Consider the following 15,507-nt stretch of genomic DNA (forward strand, 5'->3'; position numbering starts at 1 on the left):
ATTAAATAGTTAGAGCATGATGCCGAAAACCGCACACACTTTTCGGCATCATGCTCTATCTCACCCAACCCGTTGCCAGCGCGCCTGCCCAGTCGGCACGGCCCCTTTCGGCGGCCAGTGCCGACATCGCCATATAGTCGTAGGCGACGGTTCGGAACTGCCATGTCCATCCCACAGCCGCCTTTTCCAGAATGGCATAACTCGCCAGCGGATGGCCGGCTTCCACCTTGTGGTAATAGGGCAGCTCGTCGTCATAGGCCGGGCAGCCGACGCTGCCGGGATTGACGATGAGGCGGCCGTCGGAAAGCTGGACAGCGCGGGGAATGTGACTGTGGCCGCAGAGGATCAGCGGCAGGTCGATGCCTTCGGCCAGTGCCGCGATCGCTTCGATCGGCTTCAGGAAGACGAAGCCCTCCGGCGAGACCGATTCCAACCAGTAAAGATTGTCGTCCTTCGGCGTTGCGTGGCAGAGATAGATCTCACCGCGATAGACGGTATCGAACGGCAGGCTTCGTATCCAATTAAGATGAGACGACGACAATTGACCGTAAGCGGCCGCATCCGAAGCATGCATTGCCGCCGGGTCCTGTTCGATCAGGTAGCGGTCGTGATTACCACGGACCGAGGTCAGGCCGAGCGTCATCAGCAAGTCTGCCGTCTTGCCGGCCTCGAGCGGGCCGCTAAAGAAATCACCGAGATTGACGATCTCATCGATCCCCTGCGCGCGAATATCCGCAAGCACGGCCTCGAGCGCCAGATGGTTTCCATGGATATCGGCAATTGCCGCAAACCGCATTTTTTAGCTCCCTCGGTAGGTGGAATAGCCATAAGGCGATATCAGCAACGGCACATGGTAATGCGCCGTGACGTCGGCAATACCGAAGCGGATCGGCACGAGATCGAGGAAAGCGGGATGCGGCAGCGGAGTGCCGCTCGCCCTCAGATAATCGCCGGCGTGGAAGACCAGTTCGTAGGTACCGGCCCGAAAATTTTCGCCAATGAGGATGGGGCCACCGTCGACCCGGCCGTCGGCATTGGTCTCGACCGTCTTCAAATGCCTGCGGATCTCGCCGTCGAGCTGGAAAAGATCGATCCTCAGGCCCTCTGCCGGCTTGCCGAGGGCGGTGTCGAGAACATGCGTGGTCAGTCCGGTCATGGGGCTGGCTCTTTGATGATATAGGGGGGGTCGAAGAAGTATTCTTCCAAATTGTTGCCCGGCCCTTCGCGGTCGACGACCAGGAAATCTGAGGCCTGGCCGAGCGCCATCAGCGGATGATGCCAGACATTGCGGCGGTAGTTCACACCTTGGTCGCCGCGCGCCAGAAACACCTGCGGCCTGCCCGGACGTCCGTTCTCATCCTCGGAGACGATGACGAGAAAAGGACGGCCCGAGACCGGCGAGAAACTCTGGCTGCCGAAAGGGTGGCGCTCCATCATGGCGACGCCATAGGGGAAGCTGCGCGGCTGGCCGCGAAAGAGGTTGATGACGACGCGTGCGCCCTCGCCCGTCGCCTCAGCGGCGGCCAGCGCATGAAAACGCTGCGTTGTGCCGCCATTGATCAGCCGCATCGAGGCCGGATCGGCTTCGATCACCTCGCCGAAGGGCGTAAAAGTGGATCTGGTGAGCGGGCGGACGTCGAGAAGCTCAGTCAATTACCTTACTCGCCTTGGGCATGCCAGTTGCGGACGCCATCGATCGCGGCAAGAAGCTCCGGCAGCGTGCGCTGCGTCGCCTCCCAGATTTCGGATGGATCGAGATCGAAGACGTCGTCGAGGATACGGTTGCCCGTCCCGCAGATTTTCGTCCACGGCAAATCGGGATGCTCGGTTGCAAATGCCGGATATGTCACCAGCAGACGGGATGCCGCCGCCCCGATGGTGAAATGGCAAAAGGCAACCGCCTTGAAGATCAGTTTATCCCCGGCGAACGCCTCCCCATCCATTCCGCCGACAAAGAGCAGCGCATCGGATGCCGCCTCTTGCATATCGTTAAGATAATCGACAGCGCGCCGCTCGCTCATTCAGCCTCCGGAAGCATCGATGTGAGGCGCAGCAGCGCGATCTTTTCGACCTGCGCCGTCGCGGTCGCGAATTCCTCATCCTGCCCGTTGCCGATGCGTGTTTCGAAGGCCGAGAGGATGTCACCCTTGCCAAGTCCCTTGACGGCGATGATGAAGGGAAAACCGAATTTTTCGACATAGGCCGAATTGAGTTCGGTGAAGCGGGCATGCTCGGCCGGGCTCAGGCGATCGAGACCGGCGCCGGCCTGCTCTTTCCTGCTGTCCTCGGTGAGTTCGCCTGATATGGCCAGACGACCGGCAAGATCGGGATGGGCGCGCAAGACGCCCAGACGTTCCCGAGGGCTTGCCGCGCGGAAGACGGCGGCGAGTGCGGCATGCACGCCGGCCGCCGTCAGCGGCTCCGTCACGGGACCGGCGTCATAGGCACGCTCAGCGATAAAAGGCGAATGTTCAAAGACGCCGCCGAAGCGGGAGACGAAATCGTCACGCGACACCATCAAAGCGCTTCCGGCTGATGGTGCTTGTGCCAGTGCTCGGCGATCTCGATGCGGCGTGGAATCCAGACATTGTCGTGCTTCAGCACATATTCGATGAAGCGTTTCAGCGCCGCTGCCCGGCCGGGACGTCCGACGAGGCGGCAATGCAGGCCGACTGACATCATCTTCGGGCTGCCCGCCTTGCCTTCCTCATAAAGCGTATCGAAGGCGTCCTTCAGATAGGTGAAGAACTGATCGCCGGCGTTGAAGCCCTGCGGCGTCGCAAATCGCATGTCGTTGGTTTCGAGCGTATAGGGGATGATCAGGAAGGGTTTCCCGTCGACGCCCTTCACCCAGTAAGGCAGGTCGTCGGCGTAGGAATCGGAGGAATAAAGGAAACCGCCCTCCTCCTGCACCAGTCGAAGCGTATTGTCGGAAGGCTTGCCCTGATACATGCCGTAGGGCCGCTCGCCGGTGAGTTCGGTGTGCAGGCGCACGGCTTCGAGGATATGCTTGCGCTCCAGATCTTCGGGAAAATCCTTGTATTCCAGCCAGCGGTAACCGTGGCTGGCGATTTCCCAGCCGGCCTCCTTCATCGCGGCGACGGCCTCGGGGTTGCGGGCCATCGCCAGCGTCACGCCGTAGACGGTCGCCTGCACCTTGAGATCGGTGAACATGCGCCAGAGCCGCCAGAAGCCGGCACGTGAACCGTATTCGTAGATCGATTCCATGTTGAGGTTGCGCTGCCCTGGCCAGGCGGCCGCACCGACGATCTCCGACAGCAGGTTTTCGGACGCCGGATCGCCGTCGAGGATCGAGCTTTCACCGCCCTCCTCGTAGTTGATGACGAACTGCACGGCGACGCGTGCCTCGTCCGGCCATTTCGGATCGGGCGTCAGGCGCCCGTAACCAACGAGATTGCGCGGATAAGTCTCGGATACCATCAAATCACCTTCTGAAAAGACGGGGAACGGTAGCATCCGCAGCCGGAATGTCGAGACGGAAACTGCTCGGCCGGATTTTGCCTTTGCAGCATAAGGCTTTAGCTCATCAGCATCCTTAGGCGATTTTGCGTGCGCTGACCTTGCCCATCGGATGCAGCGAATGAACGCGGAAAGGACCGCCCGTGCCCTCCTCGATCATCAGCGCCACGTTCGAAACCGTGACAGGCTCGCTCAGGACAGGCTCGAAGATCGTTCGCAACACCGGCTCGATCCGCGGCATGTCGATCGCGTTGACGGGGCCTGTCACCGGCATATGAAAGCGGAACTCCTCCATCACATAGGGATTGCCCCAGCGATGCAGATTGGCAAATTGCGTCGCCGACAGCCCGTCCGGATCGCTGCGTTCAATCTCGGCCTCGCTGAGCGGCGCGCGGAAACGATCGAATTCCTGCACGATCGCCGAAGCAAGATACTGGATTTGCTCGCAGGGAGTGCTCGGCAGCAGGCTGTAGAAATTGCCGAGCCGGGCGACTTCGATACGCGGAATCTGGAAGGGAATGAAGGTCCCGGAAAAACGCATAAGATCGCGCAGGAGTTGCGATTCGGGCATGTCGCGGGACAAGTGGAACGGCGCCTTCAAAACCCCGTGAAATCCGTAGCGCCGCGGCACGGCGGTATGGAAGGCGATCTCGTGAATGCCGAGGCCACGAACTGCCGGAGGCTCCATCATATCGCCCGAAAACACGTTTCGGCCAAGCCAATTGGCGGCCACGAGCGACAGCGGATCGCTCGCCGGAGGCGTGAAGCAAATGGCATAGCGCATGCAATTTCCTCCATCAAGGAAGTGAGCGCCGTTCAGATCCGGCGCTGTCGATGCGCAAGCAGATAGGTGATTTGCATGACAGAATAACGAAACGCAGCGGCGCCTAATTCACGTTTAACGTGAAGCCGCCGCAATATGGCTTGAAATTGCGAAGCTTTCCGGCAGCAAAAATCCGCAGTCTGTATCGCCTACGATACATATCGCCGCCTCCGCCAGCCGGTGGGCGAGGCCGAAGCTGACCTTGAAGCCGCCGGTCAGCGCGATCAGGCGCCGGTGATAGGGATGGCGGCCGATCATTGGATCCCGGTCGATCGCCTTCGGACGAAGCCCGGCCCAGCGCTCGACAACGGGAGCGTCGCGAAGCGTCGGCACGATGCCGCGCGCCGCCTCGATCAGCACGTCGAGCTGGGCGTCGGTCGAACTGGGATCGTCAAAACGGTTCTCGCTGGTGCTGCCGATTGCCGCGTGCCCGCCCTCATGCGCGACGACATAGAGCCCGTCCAGAAAGATCGTCGGTAGCGCCGGGTCGATATCGGCTTTCAACAGGGCTGCCTGCCCCTTGACCGGCTGGCCGAGCGGTTGCTTCAGCCCCGGCGTCAGCGCTTGCAGCAATGGAAAGGAGCGATGGCCGGCGGCCAGGATGCAGTGACTAAAAGCGATCGTTTCACCGTTGATTTCGGTCGTGCCGCGATCAGGATCGAGGCCGGCAACCGTCGCATGCTCCAGGATACGAACATGCTTTGCCCGCCGCAGGAAGGCGATAAGCGCTGCGATCAGTAAGCGGGGCGCAACGCGGGCGGCGAGCGTGTCGTGCACGAAGCCGCTCTCGCCGGCAGACGCCTCGATCCAGCCGTTGACCGGTAGCCTGTCGAGCACATGCCAATGGAAGCGGCGCTCGCCCACCCGCCAATGCTGTTCAGCGTCCTCGAAATGGCCGCGCGCTATTTTGTTGAGATGCGGCTTCGGCAGCGGGATCAGCCGTCCGGACCTGTTATAACCGGCGGAAAGCCCGGTCTCGGCTTCGAGCGCTGTGATTTCGGCTTCGAGCGAGACCAGCGCATCGAACTGGAACTGCTTCTTCTCCGACCACCGGTCCGGCATATGCGGCATCAGCGCGCCGAGCAGGCCGCCGCTTGCACCTTCGCCCAACCTGCCGGCGTCAGCAATAAGGGCACGGATGCCCTGGCGCTCGGCATGGACGGCCGCCCAGAGACCCATTATGCCGCCGCCGACGATCAGCAATTCGCAGGACGATTGACCTGAGACCGGCGCAGGACTATCGGCTTTTTCCATGACAGACGTGAACCCCGATCAGATTGGCGCGGGCGCGCCGCAGCCGCTCGAATGGCGCGACGGCGATATGCCCTATTCGACAGCCTTTGGCGATCATTTTTATTGCCAGACCGATGGGCGGCTGGAATGCGGCCACGTTTTTCTCGCCGGCAACGGCCTGCCGAAGCGCTGGAACGGGCGGCAGAGATTCCGGATCGGAGAGCTCGGCTTCGGCACCGGCCTGAACTTCGCCGAAACCTGGCGGCAATGGAAGCTCCACCGTGTAGATGGCCAGCACCTGCATTTCACCTCCTTCGAACTCCACCCGATGCGCGGCGAAGAAATCGGCCGGGCGCTGTCGCACTGGCCGGAAATCGATGCCGAACGCGAGGCGCTGACGGCGGCGTGGCCGCAAGCGCCTGATGGCATCGTTGAGCTCGATCTCGATGCCCAGACGACGCTCAGCATCGTATGCGGCTATGCCTTGGACGGGGTCGCGGCAGCCGAAGACGACTTCGACGCCTGGTATCTCGACGGCTTCGCCCCGTCGCGCAACAGTGATATGTGGTCGGAGGAACTGATGCGGCTCGTCTGCGAGAAAAGCGCAACCGGCGGCACTTTCGCCACCTATGCGGCTGCCGGTTTCGTGCGCCGCAATCTCATCGCCGCGGGTTTTGCCGTCGAGCGCCGCAAGGGCTTTGCCGGCAAACGCGAAATGCTCTGCGGCATCAAGGCATCCCCCGGTCAGCGCGCAGATCAGTAGCTGGTGCGCTCCGGCTGCTGCTCGCTCGTTCCGAGCCACTGGCGGATTTTTTCCTCGAGCAGCTCGGGGCTGATCGGCTTCGACATGTAGTCGTCCATGCCGGCATCGAGGCAGAGCTCGCGGTCGCTTTCGAGCGCATGGGCGGTGACGCCGATGATCGGCACCCGGTGCCCCTGCCTCTGTTCGCGCGCGCGGATCGTCTGGGTCGCCTGATGGCCGTTCATGACGGGCATCGAGACGTCCATCATGATAATGCGCGGCGTATGCCGCTCCCAGGCGGCGACCGCCTCCTCGCCATTGTCGACGACGAGGAAGGAAAGACCCGTGCCTTGCAGGATCTGTGTGAAGACGATCTGGTTGACCTCGTTGTCCTCGGCGACGAGCACGTCGACGAATTCAACGGCCCGCTTCTGCGGCGCGGGCGCGGGCGCCGGCACGGCCACTTCCGTCTGCAGCCGGGCAATCTCGGCCTCGGATGCCTGCTTGACGCGGCTGGCGCGCACCACCTCGACGACCGTGTTGCGCAGCACGTTGGCGCGCGCCGGCTTCATCAGATGCGCGTGGCCGTTCAGCGCCGCGAATTCCTTTTCCGTGCCGGAAATATCCATCGACGTCAGGAAGATGATCGGCAGTTCGACGAAGCGGGGATCGGCTCGTAGCCTGCGCGCGACATCGGCACCGTTCATATCGGGCATGTGATAATCGAGCACGACGGCATCGACGGTGACGCCGAGATTGGCCGCCGCCTCCAGAATCGCAAGACCGGTACCGCCGCCTTCGGCGGCCACGCCGTCGAAGCCCCAAAGAGACAGCTGTTCGGTCAGGATTCGCCGGTTCACCTCATTGTCGTCGACGACGAGGATGCGCGCACCCTGCACATTGATCGGCAACGGCTTCGGCTCAAGGCGGGCGGCCGCGACCGCAAACGGCAGGTTGACGGTGAAGACCGAACCCTTGCCCCATTCGCTCTCGACATTGAGATAACCGCCGAAGAGGTCGACGAGCCCGGCGGTGATCGCAAGACCGAGGCCCGTACCCTCATGCCGCCGGGTCGATGAGGCGTCCACCTGCGAGAACTTGTCGAAGACCGATTCGAGCTTCTCCGACGGAATGCCGATACCAGTATCCTCGATGCGGATTCTGGCCATGATCTCGCCGCCGGCGGCCGGCTGGAAGCCGACATCGACAAAGACATGGCCGCGCTCGGTGAACTTGACGGCGTTGCCGACGAGATTGGTGACGATCTGGCGGAAGCGCCCGGCGTCGCCAATGACCGCAGCGGGCAAATCGGGCGCGGCTCGCACCAGGAGCTCGATGTTCTTCTCGGCCGCGTGCGAGGACAAGAGTGTCGCTACGTCCTCCACCGCTTCGGTGATATCGAAGGCGGCTTTGCGCAGCTTCATCTGCCCGGCATCGATCTTCGAGAAGTCGAGGATATCGTTGATGATCGTCAGCAGCGCATTGCCCGACTTGACGATGATATCGACGAAGGTCTTCTGGCGCGTATCGAGATTGGTCTTGGCAAGCAGTTCCGCCATCCCAAGCACGCCGTTCATCGGTGTGCGAATCTCGTGGCTCATATTGGCGAGGAATTCGGACTTGGCGCGGTCGGCGGCTTCGGCGCGCGACAGCAGCTGGCGCAGTTCCTCTTCGCGGCTCTTGAGTTCGGTGACATCGGTAAAAAGCGCCACCCAATGCTGTCCCCGGCTGACCGTCGCATCCATGTTCACCCAGCGCTCGCCGCCGACATGGAAAGCCGTGGAGATCGGCAACCTGGCCGCGATATTGTCGCGCCAACCCTGCAGAATCTCGGCCGCGTCCTCGTGGAAGTCGCCGCGCGCAGCGCAGAACTCGAACATGCCGAGCCAACCTTGCCCGGTCTCGATATAGGTGGCGGGAATTTCCAGGATATGAGCCAGCGCCTCATTAGACATCCTGATAATGCCGTCCTGGACGATGGCGAGGCCCTGCGGCATGGCGTGTGTCGCGTCGCGCATCAATTCGCCGAGATGCTCCAGCGCGGCGCGGGCCTCGTGGACTTCGTTTTCCCGCTCACGCACGGCCGTGATGTCGGCATAGGTGAGCAGGATCCGGTCGTTTGAGATACGGCGGCTGTCGAAAATGACGGATTTGCCACCCGCCCAGCCGAGCTCGATCGGCTCGGGCTCCTCGGTTTCGAACAGGTGCTTGCGGAAAGCGTAGATCTCCTCGGGCGTCTGTGTGCCGTCGTAGCGACCGAGCTCATAATTGCGGCGGATGACGTCGATGAAGGGGCGGCCGTCGAAGGGATCGTCGAGCGGCAATTCCCAGATGCTGTAGAACTCGTCGTTGACGGAGAGGATCCGGTGGTCGTTATCGAGGATCAACACGCCGATCGGAAGCGAGCGTAGGATATTCTCGATATCCCGGTGCAGCACCTCTTTGTGCTGCTGCGCCTCGATCAGCGCCTTCTCTCGTTCCTTGAGTGGCGAGATGTCTGAAAAGGAGCCGACGACATAGGGCCGACCATCCGCTGTCACGACGCGGTTGACGCGCGAGAGGACGGAATAGATATGGCCGTCCTTGCTCGGCAGCAGGCTTTCGATCTCCTTCGACTTGCCTCCCTCCAACGCCAGCAGGTTTTCCTGGTAGATCGCCTCGCCCCCTTCCGCACCGAACATTTCGTGTTCGGTCATCCCCAGGACCCGAGAACGGCTATGGCCGCTGAAGGTTTCGTAATATTGATTGGCATAGACGAGGCGATGCTTCTCGTCGCGCACGAAGGCTGCGACCGGGAGGTCCTCCAGGATGGTCCGCAGCAGGTCGAGCTCATTGACGCTCTCGTGCCACGCCGTCTCGCTGACAGCTGCAGGCTTTGCGTCGTTGCGATAGGCGGCGTTGACGACCAGCGGCCGGCCATCCTCGGCAAAGATGCCGATCGGATGGTCGAGCTGTTCCAGCGCCTCACGCACGCGGGCGAAATCGCTGTCGTCCGCGGCGCGGCGCGGCGGTGCTCGCACTTCGAAAATGCCGAGCACGTAGGCCCGGTCCAGCGATGGCGAAAAGCTTTCTATCTGGATGCGTTCATGGCTGAGGCCCGCCGCATCGAAGCAGATTGCGTTTTCCTCAGTGCCGAATACCAGCGCGCGGCGCTCCTTGTCCTCACGATCCTCTTCCTCAGGACGGTCGAGGAGCTCGCGGCTGCGCCTGCCGATGAAATCGGAGATTTCGCGACCTAGAAAACGGGCATAGGCCTCGTTGACGGCGACATAGCGCAACTCGCTGTTCTTGACATAGGCCGGGGTATCCAGATCAGCGATCCGGCGGCAAGCCAACTCCAGAAGTTCCCCGGCTGATTTCAAAAAATATCGCTCCCGCAATGAATGAAATATCGACTACAAAAACTATAACGCCAAGGCTTTTAACAAGGTTTTAACCATAAATTTCGACAGCGGAATTTTACGAGCCGGCTCACCAAGCTGAAGATAATACGGGATTACCAGCCCCGGCTTGCACGAGACTGAAAAGACGCCCGCAATAATTCATTTCGACGTCGGGATCCCTTGAAATCATGACGAAAATTTAATGCCGAAACCGCTTGCGCGGCCATTGCGCCGCCGCGATCCGGGCCGAGTCTGGGCTTGGCTTTATGAAAGCCATGCCCATGAAAGGAAAATACCATGTCCGTTCTTCATAAGACCATGGCGACGGGCCTGATCGCCCTGACCTTCGCCGGCGCCTCGCTCGCCACCGCCACCACCGCCGATGCCCGTCCACGCGATGCCTTCTGGGGCGGCCTTGCCGCCGGCGTCGTCGGCGGCGCCCTGCTGTCGGAGGCCGCCCGTCCCGCCTACCCGGTCTATCCCGCCTATCCCGCTTACCGCCCCTACCCCGTTTACCGGACTTACTATCGGCCGGACTATTGCCACTTCGAATGGTTGCACGACGATTGGGGCAATCCCTATCGCGTCAAAGTTTGCCAGCGATAGCGGAAACCGCATCCGGCGTCGCTTGACCTCCCGTCGGCGCCGGTCAAATTACAGCGCCGCGCGTCTTTTCAGACGCGCAGAGGACGCTGTAACGCTTTGAATTGCTGCATAATTTTATCCTTAAATCGATTCCGGTTTGAGGAATGATGCAATAGCCGGAACGGCAATCAAAAAGAAACTGGCGGATTTCATCCGCCAGCTCAAAGCCGATAAGATCGCATTTTCAACCGTTACGGAGAAAGCTCCTCCAGCACGCGATCCTTGGTTTCGACCGCAAACAACACCGTGATGATCGCACCGACGATCAGAATGGCTGCGAAGCTCGCAAAGACATACTGGATGCCCATGGAAGACATCACCGTGCCGACGAGGATCGGACCGGCCGATGATCCCAAGCGAAGCCAGGCGCTGCCGGTTCCTGTTCCCAGTGCCCTGAGGCGCGTCGGGTAGATCTCTGCCGAGTACAGGTACAGGGAGAATGTGACGGTCTGGACAATCGCATAAGCGAGGCCGGCAAGAACCAGAACTTGGATGGGAGAGGTCGCGCCGAGCCATGCGAGAGCCAGCAGTGGCACGGGAGCAAGAAGCAGCGCACCCGTGTACCAGCGCTTGCGTCCCACTTTGTCGATGAGCAGCGCACAGATGACAGCGGCGATCACGCCGCCGACCGACGTCAGGAAACCATAGAAGATGCTGGTTTGAAGCGGCAGATTGAAGACCTGTCGATACAGGGTCGGCAGCCAGGTGATCGTACCATTGGCCACCGTATAGGCGGTAAACCACATTGCCCAGATGGAAAGCGTCCGCTTCAGGTAAATGCCCTGGAAGAGCTCGCGCCAGTCCGACTTGCGGCGGACCGGCGCCTGGATGAGCTTCGGCTCGGGCAGTTCCTTGCCGGCTGCGCGAGCACTCTCTTCCATGCGGGTGACGATAGCGGTTGCTTCGCTATAGCGGCCGTTGGCAGCCAGCCAACGCGGTGATTCCTTCAAGAACCAGCGCAGAGGAATCATGATGATTGCGGGAACGAGACCGACGACGAACATCGCCTTCCAGCCGTAAACCGGTACCATGAAGTAGCCGATCAGCCCGGCGCCGACGAGGCCCAGCAGGAACATGACCTCATAGAGGAGGAAGAACTTGCCGCGCCCCTTCGACCCGATCAACTCGTTGATATAGGCGCTGGCGACCGGAACCTCGCCGCCCGTGCCGATCCCCTGGACGAAACGGAAGGCCATCATCATGCCGGCCCCGGCAGCGAACAGGCATGCGACATCCATGCTGACGAAGAGCAGGATCGTGAACAGAAGAACTTTCAGCCGGCCGACCTTCTCGGCAAGCCAGCCAAACAGGATCGCACCGATCAACTGTCCCAGATAGCCCATCGACAGGATCATGCCGGTCTGAGAGGGAGTCAGGCCCCACTCGCGGACGAGGACGGGCATTGCATAAGCGATGGCGATGACCGTGTAGCCATCGAAGAACGTTGCGGCGCCGACGATATTACGCGCCCAGAATACCTCGCGGGTGATGGGAAGGCGCTCCAGACGAGCGCTGATTTCGGCCTGAGGATCAGCGGCATTCGCCGTCTCAGCCGGTATAGGCTGCATGACATTCATTGGTTCCTCCTTCTCGCCCCGTGGCCTACCACTCTCCCGGCCAGGGGCGCTCCTGCTTGATGGTTGCTACTGCGCGTCAGTTCGTCCTGTCAGAGCAATGGCCTTCAAAGACGTTCAAGTCTGCCTCGGCGGGTTTCCATGGTTTCCTCCTCCCTTGGGAATGCGCCCCTGCGACCTGCGCAGGGGCGTCAAAGAGGTCACTCGGCAGCCAGCAGCTGGTCAACGCGACCGATACCGGCGGCGTCGAAGGCCGCAAAGATCTCCGCTTCGGCCTTTTCGCCAAGGCTCTTCAGCGGTTCGCGGATCGTGGCGTGGTCAAGGATACCGCGGTGCACGAGGCCAAGTTTCAGGGCCACGGTGCCTTCCATATGAGAGCCGCGGTGATAGACGGCACGCGTCACCGGAAGAAGGCGCTCGAAGATCTTGCGCGCTTCCGGATAGTCCTGCGCCTTGCCAGCTTTGATCAGGTCGATGAGCAGCTCGGGCGCGATATTGCCATAACCGACGAGCAGACCGTCGACATCGAACATGGTTGGCAGCAGCCATTCATCGTGGCAGCTCAGAACCTGCAGCTTTGGATTGGCCTTCTTCAGCTCCGGAATTTCGACATACCAGCGCTTCATATTGCGCACGCCGTTCTTGGTGGCGACGACGCCTTCCTGTGTGGCAATCGCAAGCTGCGTTTCGAGATCGTATGATGCCTTGGTGGCGTCGGGATATTGGAACAGGATGCACTGGAGACCAGACTCCTGCCAGATTGCCTTGTAGCGATCCTGAGGCGCTCCCTTCTGAAAGCCGAAACGCAGCCAGCCGTGGTTGGGATAGACGAGTGCGCCGGTGGCACCCGCGGCTTTGCATTTCCTGGCCTCTTCAGCGGCGACCTTCGTGCCTTCACCGGTAATCCCGGCAATGATCGGAACGGCACCGTCGACCGCTTCAACATAAGTGCGGATGAGAGCAAGGCGCTCCTCTTCCGTGAGGAAGGTGCCCTCGCCGGCATGGCCGAGGATGACGAGGCTTTTGACGCCTTCCATCGAGACCAGCCATTTGGCGAGTTTGGCGTTGGCTTTGTGATCAACTTCACCGTCGCGGGTGAAAGCGGTAACGGGGGCCGGGCTCAGCCCGCGCATATCCATCGGTTGCATATTGGTCTCTCCTTCGTGCAATCGCGGTTCACTCGCGACCGCTATAGGATCGTTTACGGGAACGTTCCCACTATCGTTCTCGAATTCTCTGGAGTCAATATCTTTTTTGGTGCATGCTGAGAATGGCGGCCGATTGCCGACTCGAATGGAAAAGGCTCAATGAATTCAAAGACGGATGAAGTTCCGGGGCAGACCCGCATCACTATTCACGGCGTCGCTGCCGCAGCCGGTGTCTCCAAGTCTACCGTGTCCCGCATACTGGACGAGAGGCTTCCGCGCTCCGACAGCGAGACCGCCCGTCGCGTGCGCAAGGTTGCTGAAGAACTCGGATACGTTCGGGATGTTTCCGCAGCGAGCCTGAGGCGCGGCAACACAATGACAATCGGGGTGATTGTGCCCAGGTTGACGGATACGGTTATGGCCATGCTTTACGAAGCACTGGCCAAGGCCTGCAGCCGTAGTGGCCGCTTCGCGATTGTCGCAACGACCGACGACAAGCCAAAGGCAGACCGGCTTGCGGCCGAGTCTCTGCTGAAACGCGGTGTCGATGGTCTGATTCTTTCGACAGCGCGGGAAGACGATGACTTTCCGGACGAGCTGGCAAAACGCGGTATTCCTTATGTCCTGGCACTCCGGACGGATGGCCACAGCCTCTCGTCGGTCGGCGATGACAGGCTCGGTGGATACCTCGCCGCCCGTCACCTCCTCGATCTCGGCCATCGCAGAATTGGCGTCATTGCCGGTCCATCCTATGCCTCCAGTTCGCGGGGCCGAGTGGAGGGTTTCCGCCACGCCCTGGAAGAAGCTGGATTGAAGGCAGACCCCTCATACATCGTTCCCTCGACATTCGGCATTGAGTCCGGTGCGGTAGCCGTCGAGACACTGATGCATCTTAGCCCGCGCCCAACCGCTATTTTCGCCGTCAACGACAATACCGCCATCGGCGCCCTGTCGGGACTGACGAAACTTGGCCTTTCCGTGCCGCAGGACATCTCGATCGTAGGCTATAACGACATTCCGATTGTCAGCCACCTCCCCACGCCGCTCACGACGTTGCGGGTGCCGTTTGAGCAAATTGCATCAAACGCCCTTGATCTTCTTGCCGGTGACAACAGCCCTGCCGACGAGCGTATCCGGATCTCGGCCCCAACCCTCATTCCAAGGAAATCGACGGCACCGATACGCTAAAGCTCGCGCCACACGCACACCCGCTATCTCCGCACGATTGCTCGAGTGGATGCGATCACTCTATTCTCCGATAGCAAATGGCCAGATGTTTCGCAGACCATGCTGCCCTCATGAGGGCGGCATGCGGCGGCCGCATAGAGAGGAAGGACCAGCATGCCGGAACCGCTCAAGAACCTGCTGCATGAGGCATTGGTCGGCGATATGGCCGATCGCATTTCCGGCAACGCGCCGACTTTCGATAAAAACCGCTTCGTGACGCTGGCGACCGAGGGCCTCACCGCGCTGGAGCTGATGGAGCGCTCGGCCCTGATCCGCGACGCGCTGTTTGCCACCCTTCCCGGTGATTTCCGGGAGGCCGCTGCCATGCTCAAGGCGAGCCTGCCCGCCCCCGACAGGCCCGGGCTCTCCGGCTGGATGCTGCTGCCGGTCAACCAGTTCATCGCCGCGCGCGGCCCCGATCATTTCGATCTCGGTCTCGATCTCCTGAAGGCGCTGACGCCGCATTTCACAGCCGAATACGGCATCCGCCCCTTTATCCACCGCGACCAGCAGCGCGCGCTGGCCATCATTTCAAGCTGGGTCGACGATCCCGATCAGCATGTGCGACGGCTGGCGAGCGAGGGAACGCGTCCGCGCCTGCCCTGGGCGATGCGTCTGCCGCAGCTCGTGAAGGATCCGGCGCCGATCCTGCCCATCCTGACCGCGCTGATGGATGATCCGGAGGATTATGTGCGCCGCTCCGTGGCCAACAGCCTGAACGACATCGCCAAGGACCACCCGGACCTGGTCGCCGCCTTCATCGCCAGTCATATCGGCGGTGCTTCATCCAAACGCCGCTGGCTGCTGAAACATGCCTCGCGCACGCTTCTGAAGAAAGGCCACGCGCAGGCGCTCGCCAATTTCGGCTTCGCCGCGGCCGCTTCGCTCGAATGCGAACTGCGGCTCCGGAATGCAGAGGTGATGTTCGGCGAAGGGCTGGATTTCGAAATCCGGGTGACCAACGCCGGCGAGCGCGCGCAGTCGCTGATGATCGACTACGCCATTCACCATGTGAAGAGCGACGGTTCGCTCTCACCCAAGGTCTTCAAGTGCAAGGCGATAATGCTCGCTCCGGGGCAAAGCCATACAATTGGGCGCCGCCACGCCATGCGGCCGATCACGACGCGACGCTATTATCCAGGCGAACATCGCATCGCCATCCTCGTCAACGGCGCGGAGACCGCATCGCAAAGCTTTGTCCTCGTCATGCCCTCACCTGACCGAGCTTGAGGCTTTCTTGTGCACTGCACTT

15 protein-coding genes are annotated in these 15,507 nt (G+C 61.2%); 4 read left to right on the plus strand and 11 right to left on the minus strand.

Annotated features, from left to right (window positions below; translation table 11 throughout):
* Window positions 1-55 precede the first annotated feature (55 nt).
* From ELH03_RS15705 to ELH03_RS15740, 8 genes are all read right to left on the minus strand, one after another.
* The gene (locus tag ELH03_RS15705; protein WP_130659199.1) at window positions 56-796 is read right to left on the minus strand and encodes a metallophosphoesterase family protein; all 741 of its coding nucleotides are present in this window, start codon (window positions 794-796) and stop codon (window positions 56-58) included.
* Between the two features lie 3 nt (window positions 797-799).
* On the minus strand, window positions 800-1,156 hold the full coding sequence (gene uraH, locus ELH03_RS15710; RefSeq protein ID WP_003541961.1) for a hydroxyisourate hydrolase: 357 nt from the start codon (window positions 1,154-1,156) through the stop codon (window positions 800-802).
* Complete coding sequence (locus ELH03_RS15715) at window positions 1,153-1,653, minus strand: ureidoglycolate lyase (protein ID WP_130659200.1); 501 nt, start codon at window positions 1,651-1,653, stop codon at window positions 1,153-1,155. The genes uraH and ELH03_RS15715 overlap by 4 nt, the downstream gene beginning before the upstream one ends.
* Window positions 1,654-1,658: 5 nt before the next feature.
* Window positions 1,659-2,021 carry a HepT-like ribonuclease domain-containing protein gene (locus tag ELH03_RS15720; protein WP_105006965.1) on the minus strand — a complete coding sequence of 121 codons (363 nt, stop codon included), beginning with the start codon at window positions 2,019-2,021 and terminating at the stop codon, window positions 1,659-1,661.
* Window positions 2,018-2,518 carry a 2-oxo-4-hydroxy-4-carboxy-5-ureidoimidazoline decarboxylase gene (gene uraD / locus ELH03_RS15725; protein ID WP_128402059.1) on the minus strand — a complete coding sequence of 167 codons (501 nt, stop codon included), beginning with the start codon at window positions 2,516-2,518 and terminating at the stop codon, window positions 2,018-2,020. Before uraD ends, ELH03_RS15720 begins: the two co-directional genes overlap by 4 nt.
* A complete protein-coding gene (puuE, locus tag ELH03_RS15730; RefSeq protein ID WP_018446766.1) occupies window positions 2,518-3,441 on the minus strand; it encodes an allantoinase PuuE in 924 nt (307 codons plus the stop codon). The genes uraD and puuE overlap by 1 nt, the downstream gene beginning before the upstream one ends.
* A gap of 115 nt (window positions 3,442-3,556) precedes the next feature.
* On the minus strand, window positions 3,557-4,264 hold the full coding sequence (locus ELH03_RS15735; protein WP_128402060.1) for a DUF1045 domain-containing protein: 708 nt from the start codon (window positions 4,262-4,264) through the stop codon (window positions 3,557-3,559).
* 114 nt (window positions 4,265-4,378) lie between these two features.
* A complete protein-coding gene (locus ELH03_RS15740) occupies window positions 4,379-5,557 on the minus strand; it encodes an NAD(P)/FAD-dependent oxidoreductase (RefSeq protein ID WP_130766495.1) in 1,179 nt (392 codons plus the stop codon).
* On the opposite strand from ELH03_RS15740, the gene mnmC2 reads away from it, so the two are divergent.
* A complete protein-coding gene (mnmC2, locus tag ELH03_RS15745; protein WP_130766496.1) occupies window positions 5,556-6,299 on the plus strand; it encodes a tRNA (5-methylaminomethyl-2-thiouridine)(34)-methyltransferase MnmC2 in 744 nt (247 codons plus the stop codon). The two genes, ELH03_RS15740 and mnmC2, sit on opposite strands and share 2 nt — an antisense overlap.
* Here mnmC2 and ELH03_RS15750 read toward each other — a convergent pair.
* Window positions 6,293-9,640, minus strand: coding sequence for a response regulator (locus tag ELH03_RS15750; RefSeq protein WP_130766497.1), 3,348 nt, complete (start codon window positions 9,638-9,640; stop codon window positions 6,293-6,295). The two genes, mnmC2 and ELH03_RS15750, sit on opposite strands and share 7 nt — an antisense overlap.
* 318 nt (window positions 9,641-9,958) lie before the next feature.
* Between ELH03_RS15750 and ELH03_RS15755 the strand changes: the two genes are divergently transcribed.
* Window positions 9,959-10,267, plus strand: a complete 309-nt coding sequence (locus ELH03_RS15755; protein ID WP_003561784.1) for a hypothetical protein — start codon at window positions 9,959-9,961, stop codon at window positions 10,265-10,267.
* Between the two features lie 230 nt (window positions 10,268-10,497).
* Here ELH03_RS15755 and ELH03_RS15760 read toward each other — a convergent pair whose 3' ends face one another.
* Entirely contained in the window at window positions 10,498-11,883 is a 1,386-nt protein-coding gene (locus ELH03_RS15760; RefSeq protein ID WP_130766498.1) for an MFS transporter, read from the minus strand.
* A 197-nt stretch (window positions 11,884-12,080) separates the two neighbouring features.
* Window positions 12,081-13,028 (minus strand): dihydrodipicolinate synthase family protein, encoded by a 948-nt coding sequence (locus ELH03_RS15765; RefSeq protein ID WP_164902073.1) that lies wholly within the window; start codon window positions 13,026-13,028, stop codon window positions 12,081-12,083.
* Between the two features lie 159 nt (window positions 13,029-13,187).
* Between ELH03_RS15765 and ELH03_RS15770 the strand changes: the two genes are divergently transcribed.
* Together ELH03_RS15770 and ELH03_RS15775 are read left to right on the plus strand one after the other, a co-directional pair.
* A complete protein-coding gene (locus ELH03_RS15770; protein ID WP_130766499.1) occupies window positions 13,188-14,216 on the plus strand; it encodes a LacI family DNA-binding transcriptional regulator in 1,029 nt (342 codons plus the stop codon).
* 153 nt (window positions 14,217-14,369) lie between these two features.
* A complete protein-coding gene (locus ELH03_RS15775) occupies window positions 14,370-15,485 on the plus strand; it encodes a DNA alkylation repair protein (RefSeq protein ID WP_130766500.1) in 1,116 nt (371 codons plus the stop codon).
* The last annotated feature ends 22 nt before the right edge of the window (window positions 15,486-15,507 follow it).

This window comes from Rhizobium beringeri, assembly GCF_004306515.1.
Lineage (GTDB): Bacteria > Pseudomonadota > Alphaproteobacteria > Rhizobiales > Rhizobiaceae > Rhizobium > Rhizobium beringeri.

Bases quoted from the DNA above. Each gene is read 5' to 3' on its own strand.
- ELH03_RS15705 (WP_130659199.1), bottom strand. From the start codon at position 796: ATGCGGTTTGCGGCAATTGCCGATATCCATGGAAACCATCTGGCGCTC.
- uraH (WP_003541961.1), bottom strand. From the start codon at position 1,156: ATGACCGGACTGACCACGCATGTTCTCGACACCGCCCTCGGCAAGCCG.
- ELH03_RS15720 (WP_105006965.1), bottom strand. From the start codon at position 2,021: ATGAGCGAGCGGCGCGCTGTCGATTATCTTAACGATATGCAAGAGGCG.
- uraD (WP_128402059.1), bottom strand. From the start codon at position 2,518: ATGGTGTCGCGTGACGATTTCGTCTCCCGCTTCGGCGGCGTCTTTGAA.
- puuE (WP_018446766.1), bottom strand. From the start codon at position 3,441: ATGGTATCCGAGACTTATCCGCGCAATCTCGTTGGTTACGGGCGCCTG.
- ELH03_RS15735 (WP_128402060.1), bottom strand. From the start codon at position 4,264: ATGCGCTATGCCATTTGCTTCACGCCTCCGGCGAGCGATCCGCTGTCG.
- mnmC2 (WP_130766496.1), top strand. From the start codon at position 5,556: ATGACAGACGTGAACCCCGATCAGATTGGCGCGGGCGCGCCGCAGCCG.
- ELH03_RS15740 (WP_130766495.1), bottom strand. From the start codon at position 5,557: ATGGAAAAAGCCGATAGTCCTGCGCCGGTCTCAGGTCAATCGTCCTGC.
- ELH03_RS15755 (WP_003561784.1), top strand. From the start codon at position 9,959: ATGTCCGTTCTTCATAAGACCATGGCGACGGGCCTGATCGCCCTGACC.
- ELH03_RS15760 (WP_130766498.1), bottom strand. From the start codon at position 11,883: ATGAATGTCATGCAGCCTATACCGGCTGAGACGGCGAATGCCGCTGAT.
- ELH03_RS15765 (WP_164902073.1), bottom strand. From the start codon at position 13,028: ATGCAACCGATGGATATGCGCGGGCTGAGCCCGGCCCCCGTTACCGCT.
- ELH03_RS15770 (WP_130766499.1), top strand. From the start codon at position 13,188: ATGAATTCAAAGACGGATGAAGTTCCGGGGCAGACCCGCATCACTATT.
- ELH03_RS15775 (WP_130766500.1), top strand. From the start codon at position 14,370: ATGCCGGAACCGCTCAAGAACCTGCTGCATGAGGCATTGGTCGGCGAT.